The sequence below is a fragment of the Variovorax nivicola genome (assembly GCF_051216475.1).
In the GTDB taxonomy this organism is placed as follows: Bacteria; Pseudomonadota; Gammaproteobacteria; order Burkholderiales; family Burkholderiaceae_C; genus Variovorax.
This window is the reverse complement of the sequence record NZ_JBPJZK010000006.1, coordinates 129,095-142,841: the sequence shown is the minus strand read 5'-3', so window position 1 is coordinate 142,841 and position 13,747 is coordinate 129,095. Positions and strand designations below refer to the sequence as shown.

General features: G+C 66.4%; 15 protein-coding genes. 7 read left to right on the top strand and 8 right to left on the bottom strand.

From position 1 onward, the window contains the following. Positions 1-8 precede the first annotated feature (8 nt). Both ACSFBF_RS24300 and ACSFBF_RS24295 read right to left on the bottom strand, forming a co-directional pair. Positions 9-929, bottom strand: a complete 921-nt coding sequence (locus ACSFBF_RS24300; protein WP_435471478.1) for an ABC transporter substrate-binding protein — start codon at positions 927-929, stop codon at positions 9-11. A 110-nt stretch (positions 930-1,039) separates the two neighbouring features. After that, positions 1,040-1,930, bottom strand: coding sequence for a helix-turn-helix domain-containing protein (locus tag ACSFBF_RS24295; RefSeq protein WP_435471476.1), 891 nt, complete (start codon positions 1,928-1,930; stop codon positions 1,040-1,042). Between the two features lie 253 nt (positions 1,931-2,183). Between ACSFBF_RS24295 and ACSFBF_RS24290 the strand changes: the two genes are divergently transcribed. The 4 genes from ACSFBF_RS24290 (at position 2,184) to ACSFBF_RS24275 (ending at position 6,356) form a co-directional block, all read left to right on the top strand. Beyond that, the gene (locus ACSFBF_RS24290) at positions 2,184-3,422 is read left to right on the top strand and encodes a CaiB/BaiF CoA transferase family protein (protein WP_435471474.1); all 1,239 of its coding nucleotides are present in this window, start codon (positions 2,184-2,186) and stop codon (positions 3,420-3,422) included. Between the two features lie 162 nt (positions 3,423-3,584). Next, positions 3,585-5,138, top strand: coding sequence for a S8 family peptidase (locus ACSFBF_RS24285; RefSeq protein WP_435471472.1), 1,554 nt, complete (start codon positions 3,585-3,587; stop codon positions 5,136-5,138). An 8-nt stretch (positions 5,139-5,146) separates the two neighbouring features. After that, a complete protein-coding gene (locus ACSFBF_RS24280) occupies positions 5,147-5,386 on the top strand; it encodes a hypothetical protein (protein ID WP_435471470.1) in 240 nt (79 codons plus the stop codon). 55 nt (positions 5,387-5,441) lie between these two features. Next, entirely contained in the window at positions 5,442-6,356 is a 915-nt protein-coding gene (locus ACSFBF_RS24275; protein WP_435471468.1) for a DNA/RNA non-specific endonuclease, read from the top strand. A gap of 32 nt (positions 6,357-6,388) precedes the next feature. On the opposite strand, the gene ACSFBF_RS24270 is transcribed toward ACSFBF_RS24275, so the two are convergent. The 6 genes from ACSFBF_RS24270 to ACSFBF_RS24245 all read right to left on the bottom strand — a co-directional run bounded on the left by ACSFBF_RS24270 (position 6,389) and on the right by ACSFBF_RS24245 (position 10,450). Next, a complete protein-coding gene (locus ACSFBF_RS24270) occupies positions 6,389-6,646 on the bottom strand; it encodes an acyl-CoA-binding protein (protein ID WP_435471466.1) in 258 nt (85 codons plus the stop codon). 66 nt (positions 6,647-6,712) lie between these two features. Continuing rightward, positions 6,713-7,552, bottom strand: coding sequence for a tetratricopeptide repeat protein (locus tag ACSFBF_RS24265; RefSeq protein ID WP_435471464.1), 840 nt, complete (start codon positions 7,550-7,552; stop codon positions 6,713-6,715). A gap of 5 nt (positions 7,553-7,557) precedes the next feature. Beyond that, the gene (locus tag ACSFBF_RS24260) at positions 7,558-8,280 is read right to left on the bottom strand and encodes a TetR/AcrR family transcriptional regulator (RefSeq protein ID WP_435471462.1); all 723 of its coding nucleotides are present in this window, start codon (positions 8,278-8,280) and stop codon (positions 7,558-7,560) included. A gap of 146 nt (positions 8,281-8,426) precedes the next feature. Further along, positions 8,427-8,906, bottom strand: a complete 480-nt coding sequence (locus tag ACSFBF_RS24255) for a phasin family protein (protein ID WP_435471460.1) — start codon at positions 8,904-8,906, stop codon at positions 8,427-8,429. Positions 8,907-9,002: 96 nt separating this feature from the next. Next, positions 9,003-9,452 (bottom strand): acyl-CoA thioesterase, encoded by a 450-nt coding sequence (locus ACSFBF_RS24250; RefSeq protein ID WP_093053749.1) that lies wholly within the window; start codon positions 9,450-9,452, stop codon positions 9,003-9,005. Positions 9,453-9,553: 101 nt separating this feature from the next. After that, positions 9,554-10,450 carry a LysR family transcriptional regulator gene (locus ACSFBF_RS24245; RefSeq protein ID WP_093053751.1) on the bottom strand — a complete coding sequence of 299 codons (897 nt, stop codon included), beginning with the start codon at positions 10,448-10,450 and terminating at the stop codon, positions 9,554-9,556. A gap of 121 nt (positions 10,451-10,571) precedes the next feature. On the opposite strand from ACSFBF_RS24245, the gene gtdA reads away from it, so the two are divergent. From gtdA to ACSFBF_RS24230, 3 genes are all read left to right on the top strand, one after another. Next, a complete protein-coding gene (gene gtdA, locus ACSFBF_RS24240) occupies positions 10,572-11,633 on the top strand; it encodes a gentisate 1,2-dioxygenase (RefSeq protein ID WP_435471458.1) in 1,062 nt (353 codons plus the stop codon). Between the two features lie 65 nt (positions 11,634-11,698). Further along, positions 11,699-12,403, top strand: coding sequence for a fumarylacetoacetate hydrolase family protein (locus ACSFBF_RS24235; protein ID WP_307615995.1), 705 nt, complete (start codon positions 11,699-11,701; stop codon positions 12,401-12,403). 31 nt (positions 12,404-12,434) lie between these two features. Further along, positions 12,435-13,688: a 3-hydroxybenzoate 6-monooxygenase gene (locus tag ACSFBF_RS24230; protein ID WP_435471455.1), complete on the top strand. Its 1,254-nt coding sequence runs from the start codon at positions 12,435-12,437 to the stop codon at positions 13,686-13,688. Positions 13,689-13,747: the final 59 nt, after the last annotated feature.

The window sequence follows — 13,747 nt, the reverse complement described above, 5'->3', positions numbered from 1 at the left end:
AGCGTTAGTTACCAGGTGAAGGTCTTCGCGCCTTCGGCGTCGATCAGCTTCACATCGACCGGTACCGCAGCGGGCACATTGGCGCCCCACTTCTTCGCGAGCGCGATGCCGATGGCCAGGCGAATCTGGTCGCGCGGGTACTGCGCGGTGGTGGCGATGAACTTCGAGCCGGGCTTCTGCATGGCCTTGATGGCTTCGGGCGCGCCGTCCACGCTGGTGAGCTTCACGTCCTTGCCGCTGGCTTCGATGGCGGCGAGCGCGCCCATCGAGCCGCCGTCGTTCACGCTGAAGATGCCCTTGAGGTTGCCGTTGGCCTGCAGGATGTTCTCGGTCACGGTGAGCGCGGTGGCGCGCTCCTGTTTGCCGTTCTGCGTGCTCACCACCTTGATGCCGGGGTACTTGGCGAGCGCTTCACGGCAGCCCTTCACGCGCTCCAGGATAGGCACGACCGGAATGCCGTCGAGGATGGCCACGTCGCCTTTTTCGCCGATGCTCTTTGCCAGGTACTCACAGGCCAGGCGGCCGGCGTCGGTGTTCTTCGAGCCGACGAAGGAATCGACCGGGCCCTGCGCATTGGCATCAACCGCCACCACCACGAGGCCCGCCTTCTTGGCCGAGCGCACGGCCGATTGCACGCCGGTGGAGTCGGTCGGGTTCAGCAGCAGGATGTCGACCTTCTTCTGGATCATGTCTTCCACGTCGCCGATCTGCTTGGCCACGTCGTGCCGCGCGTCGGTGGTGACCACGGTGGCGCCGATGCTGGCGGCGGCCTCTTCTAGCGCCTGCTTCATCGTCACGAAGTAGGGGTTGTTGAGCTCCTGGAAGGTCATGCCGATGCGCAGCGGCTGTTTCGGTGCCTGCGCCTGTGCGGCGGATGCGCCGCAGACCAGCGCGGCGGTGAGGGCGGTGGCTTTGAGGATGTTCTTCATGGTGGCTGTCTCCTTGAGGTTGTCTCTGTTTGAAAAACGCTGGCAAAGGGTCGCCCCGCGCGGCGCCCATGCGCCACGCCAGAAACGACGCGGGGAACTCGGGTGGCGCGCTAGGGCGGGCTGGCTGCGCGCGAGGCGGCTGCCTGCATGCGATGGAAGTTGCGGAACTTGGTCGGTGGCATGCGCTTGTGCAGCAGGAACTGCCGGTTGAAGTTCGACACGTTGTTGAAGCCCACGTCCATGCAGACGTCGAGCACCGGCTTCTCGCTGTTGGTGAGCAGCTCGCAGGCGCGGCTGATGCGCAGCCGGTTCACGTAGCGCACGAACGATTGACCCGTGTGCTTGCGGAACGAGCGCGAGAACGCGCTCGGGCTCTGGCCCACCAGCTCGGCCAGCATCGGCTCGCGCAGGTCGTCGCCGAGGTTGGCCGCGATGTGGGCCAGCACGTTGTTGATCGCGTGCGACATGAAGGCCTTGGGGTCGGGCTTGAACGCGGGGCTGGCCAGGCGCTGGCGGTCGTGGCCGTCGGCCAGCAGTTCGAGCAGCGACAGCAGCAGGATCACGCGGCGCAGGCCGCGCGCCTCCAGCAGCGATTCCATGATCGGTTTGGCCGCGGCGGCGGTCTCCACCGAGAACAGCAGGCCCGAGCCCGCTTCGGCCAGCAGCGGCGCGATGCGCTCGAACTCGGGAAAGGTGCCGGCCATGTTCTGCATCAGCCCGGCCGGAAACTGGATCACGATGCCGCGCCGCTCGACGCTCTGGCCCGTGGGCACGTCGCTGATCCAGTTGTGCGGCAGGTCGGGCCCCATCATCACGAGGTTGCCCGGCTCGAAGTGGCCGACGTGGTCGCCCACGAAATACACGCCCTGGGTCTCGACGATCAGCTGGATCTCGTACTCGGGATGGAAGTGCCAGCGCACCGTGCGGTACGGGTAGCCGTGCGCCCAGCAGGTGAACGATTCGTCACCGCGGACTTCAACGATTTCCAGGTCGGGTTGCATGGGGCGGACTGTACGAACCGCTCCCGATGCCAACAACCAGAGATGGCGCCCTGAACCGATACTTTTTTGACTTTCGAGGAGGCCTGATTGGCCGATGCCGCGCCATGCATTGCGCCGCAGCAAAGCCCTTTCTCCTCGGGGAGGGGAGGGTGCGAGGGCGGTATTTGCTGCGCTGCGGAAAGCGCCGGAATTGCGGAGTCAAGAATTCATAGGTGTTTTCCCGCCCCGGCAGGCCCGGGCACACTCTGGCGTCATGACGACAACAAGCTCTTCCCCTCCCACAGCGGGCCCGCTGGCCGGCCTCAAGGTCATCGAGCTCGGGCAGCTCATCGCCGGGCCTTTCGCCGCGCGCACGCTGGCTGACTTCGGCGCCGAGGTCATCAAGATCGAGCCGCCCGGCGGGGGAGATCCGCTGCGCACCTGGCGGTTGCTGAAAGACGGCACCTCCGTCTGGTGGCAGGTGCAGTCGCGCAACAAGCGCTCGCTGGTGCTGGACCTGCGCGAGCCCGAAGCGCAGGCCGTCGTGCGCAAGCTCGCGGCCGAGGCAGACGTGCTGATCGAGAACTTCCGCCCCGGCGCAATGGAAGGCTGGGGCCTCGGCCCCGACGAGCTGCTGGCCGCCAACCCCGCGCTCGTGATGCTGCGCATCAGCGGCTACGGCCAGACCGGCCCATATCGTGATCGCCCCGGCTTCGGCGTGGTGGCAGAGGCCATGGGCGGGCTGCGCCACCTCACGGGCGAGCCGGGACGTGTGCCAGTGCGCGTGGGGGTTTCGATCGGCGACACGCTGGCCTCGCTGCATGGCGTGATCGGTGTGCTGATGGCGATGCAGCACCGGCATGCGACGGTGAGCGCGGAATATCCGAAAGGCCGCGGGCAAGTGATAGACGTGGCGCTCTACGAGGCCGTCTTCAACTGCATGGAAAGCCTGCTGCCCGAGTACGGTGAATTCGGCGCGGTGCGCGAGGCGGCCGGCAGCGCACTGCCGGGCATTGCGCCGACCAATGCGTACCGCTGCGCGGACGGCGGCTACGCCATCGTCGCGGGCAATGGCGACAGCATCTTTCGCAGGCTGATGGCCTGCATCGGCCGGCCCGACCTGGCCGCTGATCCGTCATTGGCCGGCAACACCGGCCGTGTGGCGCAGGTCGAAATGCTCGACGCCGCCATCGGCGACTGGACCGCGCAGCACACCGTCGACGAGGTGCTGGCAGCGCTCGATGCAGCGCATGTGCCGGGCGGCCGCATCTACACCATCGCCGACATCGCGGCCGACCCGCACTACGCCGCGCGCGGCATGCTGCAGCAGGTGCAGATGGCTGATGGCCGTGCGCTCGCCGTGCCCGGCTTCGTGCCCAAGCTCTCGCTCACGCCGGCCAGCCACCGGCACAACGCGCCGGCGCTGGGCGCGGACACCGATGCGGTGCTGAAGGAGATCGGCCTGAGCGCCGAGCAGATCGCCGCGTTGCACGAGCGCGGAATAGTGGGCTAGCCGATACAGCAGGCCATTCATGGGCCTGAAATGGCCTCCGTGCGATAAACCGGGCAACAAGGAGAGTCCATGGCAGCAGCGAACAGGCGACAGGAAGCCCCGAAGCGAAACAAAACCGCTCCGCGCGAACCCGAACGCGTCTACGGGACTGCGAAATGGGACTTGTCGAAATCGGACGGCGAGAAGATGGAGCGCCTGCTGCTGCAACTGCGTCTGCGCCGCGTGGCTGTGGAGCCCAAGTTCTCCGATGACGTCATCGTGTGGCCTTCAAGGAGCGCTGTGGCTGGTGGTGCCGAGATGGCGACACTGAGCGCGATCAATCTCGGCAACGCGGCGGAGGCGCTCGGCCAAAGAGTGGAAGGTCGCGGCATTCCCCGGATGAAGCTCGTCAAGCAGCTCGACGACGTGTCCGTGATGCAGGCCAACTCGTCCGCCCTGCTGGCAATGCGCCGCAACACGCCAGGGCTGCGTGTGGCACCTGCTGCATGGGCCTACCTCCAGTACATCCGGCCGCTGGGCGATGAACTGGATTCCAGCGCGATCCAGGTTGCGCCGGGGGCCAAGGTCAAGAGTTTCGAGCTGCATCTTGCGGACCCGCAGGGCAAGCCCGTGCCGGGCGTCCGGGTCAAGGCGCTCGTCGATTGGGACGGCGCGCATGTGCCCGCGGTGACCGACAGCAAGGGAATCGCGAGCCTGGGAATTCCGGTGCTCTACCCCCGTGTGGAAATGATCCTGGTCGAGCCGGAACACACGCACTGGTCGGTATTCATCAAGGGATTCGACCGGGTCGCGGCACCGAAGCGATTGAACGTGCAGGCCGCGCCGCTGGTACCCGATGCCTTCCAGCTGCTGGCGAACTACGCGCCCTACGACCCCCAGGCGGGAGCGGGCGTGACGGTCGGCGTCATCGACAGCGGTGTCGGGCCGCATGCGGACATCGCCGTGGCGGGCGGCGGCTGCTTCGTCACTGGCGAGAATGCCGCGGATTTTCTCGACAACGGCATCGGGCACGGGACCCACGTCGCCGGCATCATCGCGGGCAAGAAGGCCGCGGCCACCGGCATCTATGGCCTGGCACCGGCCTGCCGCCTGCTGGCCTACCGCGTCTGCCCGAAAACCGGCGAGCGCGGACGCGCCAAATCGACCGACATTGCCAGTGCGCTCGAACGCGCCATCAGCGACGGCTGCCACATCGTCAACATCAGCATGGGCAGCCTGGAGCCGATGCCGGAGATGCCGGACATCCTCCAGAAGGCGCGCGATGCCGGCGTTGTGGTGTTCGCGGCCACCGGCAACGACGGCCAGCCGCTGCTGCGCTATCCGGCCCGGTACAGCCACACCATGGCCGTTGGCGCACTGGGGCGCGACGGGACATTTCCGGCCGATTGCCCCGAGAGCTTTCAGGAGAGCGAGATCCGCCGCAAGAAGGAGTTTGTCGCCGAGTTCTCGAACTACGGGCTTTCGACCGATTTCATCGGCCCCGGCGTGGCCGTGCTGTCGACGTTTCCGGGTGAAAAGTACGCAATGATGTCCGGCACTTCGATGGCCACGCCGTACACGTCGGGCATGGCGGCCCGTCTGTTGTCAGGGAATTCGAAGCTGCTTAACATGCCTGACGGTCCTGAAAAGGCCGACGCCATCGTCAAGATGCTGTCGCAGACGGCGCAAAAGGTGGGTTGGCCAGTCGAATATGAAGGTTTTGGAGTTCTGAAGTGACAAGCGTCGTGTTGACCTACACAGGCAGCCCAGGCAAGAAATTGTCGGCGCAGGCGCGGCTGCGCCGCAGCGTGCCGGGCGCCGTGCTGACGCCGAAGACGAGCACCCTGGTGGAAGCCCAGCTCGACGAGGAGCAGCTGGCGGCGCTCGAACAGAACCCCGAATGGGCCGTGTCCCAACCTACCTTCGCGGAAATCCGCAAGCCTGTCTTCAATCTGAAAAACGCACGCGCCAAGCTCGCGAAATAGCCGCAAGGCGCCCACGGCCGCTGGTGGTCATGGAGTTTTTTGGATAGGGAGTTTCATGTCCGATACAGACATCCAGGTCGTGAGCAATTCATGGGCCGGAATCCAGCGTGTCGCCGCAACGCCGAAGCCGCCTGAATTCTTCAGGGGCCGCGAGGGCTACGCACCAGAGTTCTTCGGGGAAGCCAACCGCGTGGAGCTGCCATCGATGGGCGAAGCCATCTCCATGGACGACATCGCAAGGCTCGAAGACGGCTCCTTCGAGCTCAAGTACCAGCACTTCAGCACGGTGCAATGCATTTCCCGGCGCGTGCCGCTTTATTCAGCCTGCAACATCGACGGGTCGAAGTCGAAGAACGTTCCGCGCCATGACACCTGGAACTACGACGGCCGCATCAGGAAGGAATACCAGATGCTGCGGGAGGCCTACGGCCCCGAGCAGGACAAGAAATTTTCCCGCGGCCACATGACGCGCAGGCAGGACCCGAACTGGGGCTCGCTGGCAACGGCGCAACGGGCCAACATCGATACCTTCTTTGCCACCAACGCCTGCCCGCAATGGCAGCCCTTCAACGATGGGCTGTGGGGTGACCTCGAGGACTACATCCTCGGGAATGCCCAGGGCGACGACAAGCGCATCAGCGTCTTCACGGGCCCCATCCTCCGGTCGGACGACCCGGAGAGATTCGGCATACAAATTCCGCGGGACTTCTGGAAAGTCGTTGCTTTCATCAGCGAAGCGACGGGCGAGCTGAGCGCCATCGCCTACCTGATGAGCCAGGGCACCTATCTCGATTCAGGAGTGGCGCGCGACCTCGAAGACTTCGAAACCTCGCAGCGCCCGCTCGCGTTCATCGAAGCAGAGACCGGGCTCAAGTTCGAAAGCCTCGAAGGGCGTGACGTGCTCGATGGCGTTGACATCGCGTTCGTCCAGCCCATCCGGCGCTACGCCGACACGAAGCTTCCGGCCTGACTGCCTGCGCTGCGCGGTAGCGCAGGCCCCGATCAGCTGCGCAGGGATTCGATCAGGTCGATGTACTTCTGCTTGGCCTCGTCGGCGCTTGCGCCCTTCTGGGCGGTCCACGCGTCCCACTTGGCGCGCGCGACGATGTCACTGAAGCTGGGCTTCTTGGCGGTGTTGTCGCCTTCGGTGGCCTGCTTGAAGAGGCCGTAGATCTTCAGCAGCGTCGGGTTGTCAGGGCGCTCGGCGAGCAGCTTGGAGTTGGCCTGGGCGGCTTCGAATTGGGCGTTGAGATCGGACATGTGGATCGAATTGAAGAAAGCGGAAACCGTGCATCTTAAATTGCGCGGTACCCAGTGGTACCAGATTCAGTCCTTCAGCCCCGCCCGCGCCAACTCCACATCGAGCCGTTCCCGCGCATCGGCCGGCTTCAGCCCTGCAGCCCTTTCATAGAGCCGCGTCGCCTCGCCCATGCGCGATTCACCGTGCAGCATCAGTTGTGCGCGGGCGTATTCCATCATTCCGGCGGCTGAATGGGGGTGCAGTTCGAGGCCGCGCTCGAACAGTTCGAGCGAGGTTTCCGAGCGCACGCCATAGGTCATGCGCCCGACCAGCGCACCGACCTTGTCGATCACTTCGGCATGGAACGAGGCCAGCGCGAGGTGCGCGTCCGCGTGCCGCGGCTGCAGCTCGATCACACGCTCCAGCGCGCCCTTGAGCTTGCTGCCCAGGCCCTGCGCCAGCGCGCGCGCCACGCTGATGCCCTGGCTGTAGCGGCCCAGCGCATAGGCCTGCCAGTAGAGGGCCTGGCAGTTCTCGGGCTCGGCTGCGGCCTGCGAGCTTGCGCGTTCGATCACCTGTCGGAACATCGCGAGCCGCACGGCCTCGCGCGGTTCGACGTAGTTGGCGTAGATCGCGGTCGCCTGGTTGGCCAGCGCCAGCCCTTCGGCGCCCTGCAGCAGGCCGACGGCGGCGGCGCGTTCGAATTCGCCGCTGTGGTACAGCGCCCAGCCTTCGGCGAGCGCAGAGCTTTCGGCCGGCAGCGGCAGTTCGTGGCCGGCATGCAGGCGCGGCCAGTGGAGCAGCACGCTGCGGGCATCGAAGCGGGGCACGTCGGCCCAGGGCAGGGGCGCCCAGGGGGCCGCGTCGGCGGTGGCAATCGGGCTGGCAGACATCAGCGAGAGCGGTTTGAAATCGGGGTGGGGCATGGTTGCTAGACCGCCATATCGACCGGGGAAGCCACGGCGCCGGCGCTGCTGCCGGCACCGCCGTTACTGGAATCTTCGCCGTTGTAGGCATTGCTGAGTGTCAGCAGATGCCGCCGTTGTTCCCCTCCGAGGTAGGGCGCGAGCAGGTGCAGGGTGTGGTGGCCGCCGCGCATCAGCGCGCCCTGCGCATGCGCGGGCTCCAGCGCCTCGCGCGGGTTGCGCACGTACTCGTAGCTGAGCCAGTAAGTCAGCACGACGACCATGCTCTGCGCGAGCGTGTCGACCTCATGCACGTCGATCTCGAGGTGGCCGGCGCGGCTCAGGCCGGCAATCAGCTGGCGGATGGCGCGTGCCTTGTTTTTCAGCACCAGCTGAAACTGGGTCTCCAGCCGCCGGTTCTTGCTGAGCAGGTCGTTGAGGTCGCGGTAGAGAAAGCGGTAGCGCCAGATCAGCTCGAACAGGCTGTGCATGAAGAACCATGCGTCTTCCACGTCGTGCACGCCTTCGCTCGCGTGCAGCAGCTCGTTGAGCTCGATCTCGTAGGCTTCGTAGAGCTTGTTGATCAGCTCTTCCTTGGCCGGGTAGTGGTAGTACAGGTTGCCCGGACTGATGTTGAGTTCGCCCGCCACAAGCGTGGTCGAGACGTTCGGCTCCCCGAAGCGGTTGAACAGATCCAATGCGGCTTCGAGGATGCGTTGCGCTGTGCGGCGTGGCGCCTTCTTTGCCATGTCGGTGCCCCCGGTTGTCTCGTGGTCTCTTGGGGGCACTCTAGCGCATGTGCACCGCACCATGAACGGTGCGGGACATGTTTTGCGGCGCTGAATTTTTGTGCAGTGCCGCAAGACCGACCGGTCGGCAGACGGCTCGGGCTGGCTCAGCCGGCCTTGCTGCGGCGCAAGGTTTTCTTGGCGGCCGGCGCGGCCGTCTTGCGGGCTGCGGTCTTGCGGGGAGCGGCGGTGGCGCCTTGCGATTTCTTCAGCTGCGCTTCGAGCGCCTCTACGCGCGCCTGCAGCGCGGCCATGTCGGCGGCGCTCGGGATGCCGAGCTTTTCGAGGGCGCGCGCCACGCGTTCTTCAAAAATGTTCTCCAGCTTGCCCCACTGGCCCGCGGCCTTGGTGCCGAACTCGCTGGCGAAGCCGGCCATGCGCTGCTGGGCCTGGGCCAGGGTTTCCTCGGCCGCTTGCTGGGTCTTCTTCTGCATGCCGGCACCGTCCTTGACCAGCGCCTCGAAGGCCTTGCTGCCCTCCTGCTGCATCTTGGCGAAGGCGCCGAGCCCGGCGAGCCAGATCTGCTGGGCGGAATCCTTGATGCGGTCTGCGGCCTTGCCGTTGCTGTCGTCGTCCTGGGTAGCCATGCGAATGTTCCTTTGCAAACAATCGGCTGACTCTAGCCGTTCGACGTCCTTTGCATTAGAGCTTCGCGTCTATGGGGCGAAGCCTCCGGGAAAGGCTCAGGGCGTTGCGCCCGCCGCGCGGCTCGCGTCGAGATGCGCCTTCGCGCGCTCGGCCAGCGCCATTTCGCCGGGCGTGCCGGGCACATAGGCCTCGACCGGCAGCGGCCGTCCGTGCGAGTCGACCGAGACGAACACGATCAGGCATTCGGTGGTCTTTTCCATCGAGCCGCCCTTCATGTCGCCGCTTCGCACCTCGACCGAGATGTTCATGCTGGTGTTGCCGGTGTAGGCCAGGCGGGCCTCCACCTCGACGAGGTCGCCGATCATGATCGGCCGGTGAAAGCGGATGCTGCCGATGAAGGCGGTGACGCAGTAGCGCTTGGCCCAACTGGTCGCGCAGGCGTAGCCGGCCTCGTCGATCCACTTCATGACCGTGCCGCCGTGGACCTTGCCGCCGAAGTTGACGGTGCTGGGCTCGGCAAGAAAACGCAGGGTGATCGAAGACATGGGGCCGCCTTTTCGGATATGGCTATGGGGTGGGGAGCCGCGATTATGCGAGCGGGCGCACGCTTGCGGACGCCGCCCGTCGTCCGCGCAGGCACGTTCGGCTAGCTGCCGCTGAACAGTTGCGCCAGCGTGCGGCGCAGCCAGGCATTGCCCGGGTCGGCATGAAAGCGCTCGTGCCAGTGCTGCTTCACTGCATAAGCCGGCAGCGTGAAGGGCGGCTCCAGCAGCTTTACCGGCTCCTGCGTGGCCAGCACCTTGCCGAGGATGCGCGGCACCACCACGATCAGCTCGGTGTGCGCCACGATGCGCGCCACGCTCAGGAAGCTCGACAGCCGCACCACCACGTCGCGCTTCAGGCCCAGCCGTGCGATGGTCGTGTCGACGATGGCATGCCCGGTCCCTGAGGTCGACACCACCGCGTGCGCCTCTGCCTCGAAGCGCTTGCGCGTGAGCTTGGCGCCGATGCGCGGGTGGTTCTGCGCCGCCAGGCAGACGAAGTTCTGCATGAACAGCGTCTGCTGGTAGAAGCCCGCGTCCAGCTGCGGCATGAAGCCCACGGCCAGGTCGACCTCGCCGTCCTGCAGGCGGCGTCCGCTGATGGTCGAGATGATCTCGGTCTCGATGTGCACCCCCGGCGCCGCGCGCCGCAGGTGGTCGAGCAGGCCGGGCAGCAGCACCACCTCGCTGATGTCGGTCATGCAGATGCGAAAGCGCCGCTGCGCCTGCGCGGGCTCGAAGCTGCTGCGGTTGCCCTGGGCCTGTGCCAGCTGCGCCAGCGCCTCGCGCAGGTTCGGATAGATGCGCTCGGCATGCGGCGTGGGCTGCATGCCCTGGGCGGTGCGGGTGAACAGGCGGTCGTCGAAGTGCGCGCGCAGCTTGTTCAGCGCGGTGCTGGCCGCCGCCTGCGCCATGCCCAGCCGCTCGGCCGCCTTGGAGACGTTGCCGGTCTTGTAGACCTCGTCGAACACGGCGAGCCATTCGAGATCGAGCTTGGACATCCGGGGCTCCTGCGTACGGTGAAAGACACCATTATCGAAATTTCGAATTCCGTGTATTGGCTACCGGTCTTGAGGAAATAGTGGTCCGGCTCAACAATGCCGCCACGGAGACACCCACGCCATGAAACCCGCGCCTTCCAATGCGGCCGAACGCCGCGACTACTACGCCCGCATCCGCCCGCTGAACCTCACGCCGCTGTGGGAGTCGCTGCACGCGCTGGTGCCGCGCGAACCGCAGACGCCCTGCGTGCCCGCGCTGTGGCGCTACGATGAGATCCGCCCGCTGCTGATGGAGTCGGCCGAGCTCATCACCGCCGAAGAGGCCGTGCGCCGCGTGCTGGTGCTCGAGAACCCGGCGCTGCCCGGCAACTCGTCGATCACGCAGTCGCTCTACGCCGGCCTGCAGCTCATCATGCCGGGCGAGGTGGCGCCTTCGCACCGCCACGTGCAGTCGGCGCTGCGCTTCATCGTCGACGGCAAGGGCGCCTACACCACGGTGGGCGGCGAACGCACCACCATGTACCCCGGCGACTTCATCATCACGCCCTCGTGGGCCTGGCACGACCATGGCAACGAAGGCATCGGCGGCACCGTGGAGCCGGTGGTGTGGCTCGACGGGCTCGACATTCCGATGCTGCGCTTCTTCGATGCCGGTTTCGCCGAGAACGACGACGCCAAGGTGCAGCACGTGTCGCGCCCCGAGGGCAACAGCCTCGCGCGCTTTGGCCACAACATGGTGCCGGTGCGGCACGACCACGCATCGGCCACCTCGCCGATCTTCAACTACCCCTATGCGCGTAGCCGCGAGGCGCTGGCCCAGCTGCAGACGCAGGAAGCGCCCGACGCCTGGCTGGGCCACAAGCTGCGCTACATCAATCCGCTGACCGGTGGTTCGCCGATGCCGACCATCTCGACGAACCTGCAGCTGCTGCCCAAGGGCTTCGCAGGCAAGACGTACCGTGCGACCGATGGCGCGGTGTACAGCGTGGTCGAAGGCCATGGCACGGCCGAGATCGGAGGCCAGCGCTTCGAGTTCGGTCCGCGCGACACCTTCGTGGTGCCTTCGTGGGCGCCGCTGCGGCTGGCGTCGCCGAATGAAGACGCCGTGCTGTTCAGCTTTTCCGACCGCCCGGTGCAGCAGGCCATGGGCATCCTGCGCGAAGCCTTCCTCGAAGACGCCTGAAGCCCGGGCGACCCATCTTTTCTTTTTTGTTCGACCGTGTGCCGCCACGCGCGGCGGGAGCCTTCATGTCCTTCGTCTTCACGCCTCCTTCTATCGTCGGCTTGCCCATCGTGGGTTCCGATCAGCAGTTCCCTGTGCGCCGCGTCTACTGCGTCGGCCGCAACTACGCGGCCCATGCGCGCGAGATGGGCTTCGACCCTGACCGCGAACCGCCTTTCTTCTTCTGCAAGCCGAACGACGACGCTTCCGTGGTGCCGGTGTTCGATGGCAAGGGCGCGTCCATTCCCTACCCGCCGCTCACGAGCAACTATCACTACGAAGCCGAGCTGGTGGTCGCCATCGGCAAGGGCGGCAAGGACATTCCCGTCGACCAGGCCGCCAGCCATATCCACAGCTACGCCGTGGGCCTGGACATGACCCGCCGCGACCTGCAGATGAAGATGCGCGAGCAGGGCCGTCCGTGGGAAATCGGCAAGGCCTTCGACTTCTCCGCGCCCATCGCGCCGCTGCGCACGCTGGCCGACGTGGGCGAGATCAACGCCGGTGCCATCGTGCTCGAAGTCGATGGCCAGGTGCGCCAGAACAGCGACATCACCCACCTGATCTGGTCGGTGAACGAAGTCATCGCCAACCTGTCGACGCTGTTCACGCTGCAGCCCGGCGACCTGATCTTCACGGGCACGCCAGAAGGCGTGGGCGCGGTGAAGCCCGGCCAGACGATCAAGGTGAGCATCGACCGTCTGCCGTCGCTCACCGTGCATATCGACTGATCTCCTTCACCGAGAAAAGCACAGGCCCGCCATGACCCCATCGAAGAACCCTCCCACCGTGCTGCTGGTCGGCGGCGGCATCGGCGGCATGGCCGCGGCGCTGGCGCTCGCGCGCCTGGGCGTTTCCATCGACCTGCTCGAACAGAGCGCCACCATCGGCGAGATCGGTGCCGGCCTGCAGCTCGGCCCCAATGCCTTCGCCGCGCTCGACGCGCTGGGCGTGGGCGAGGCAGTGCGCCGGGGCTCGGTGTTCACCGACCGGCTGGTGATGATGGACGCGGTCGATTGCGGCGAAGTGGCCTCGGTGCCGGTTGGCGAAGCCTTCCGCGCGCGCTTCAAAAATCCGTATGCGGTGAGCCATCGCGCCGACCTGCATGGCGCGATCCACGAGGCCGTGAAGCAGCATCCGCTGATCCGCTTCCACACCTCGGCGCAGGTTGAAGCTATCGATATGGGCAGTCAGGGCGTCACGGCCGTCACGAGCGACGGCCGCCGTTTCCAGGCCGACGCCATCGTCGGCTGCGACGGCGTGAAGTCGGTGGTGCGCAGCAAGCTCATCGGCGATGCGCCGCGCGTCTCGGGCCACGTGGTCTACCGCGCCGTGGTGCCCGCGGCCGACATGCCCGCCGACCTGCGCTGGAACGCGCCCGTGGTCTGGGCCGGCCCCGACTGCCATCTGGTGCACTACCCGCTGCGCCATGGCGAGCAATACAACCTCGTCGTCACCTTCCACAGCCGCGAGCAGGAAGAGTGGGGCGTGACCGATGGCAGCAAGGAAGAAGTGCTGTCGTACTTCGAAGGCGTGCATGCGCGCCCGCGCCAGCTGCTCGACCGCCCCACCTCGTGGCGCCGCTGGAGCACCGCCGACCGCGACCCGGTCGAGCGCTGGAGCGAGGGCCCGGCCACGCTGCTGGGCGATGCGGCGCATCCCATGATGCAGTACCTCGCGCAGGGCGCCTGCATGGCGCTCGAAGACGCAGTGACGCTCGGCGAGGCGGTGAAGGCCTGCGGCTTCGACATGACCGCCGCGTTCAAGTTGTACGAGGCGGCACGCATCGCCCGCACGGCGCGCGTGGTGCTGTCGGTGCGCGAGATGGGGCGCCTGTATCACGCCAAGGGCGTGGAACGCCTCGTGCGAAACAGCCTGTGGGTCGGCCGCTCGCCCGAGCGCTTCTACGATGCGGTCGAGTGGCTCTATGCATGGCGGCCGGAGCATTGCCTGGACGATGCGCCTGAGGCGCTGCGGCCATCTGCCGAAGCGGCCGCCGTGCTTTCGCCGCACTGACACCCGTTGCTTCCATCATTCATAACCATCGAGGCGACCATCTAGGTTCACGCCCAGGA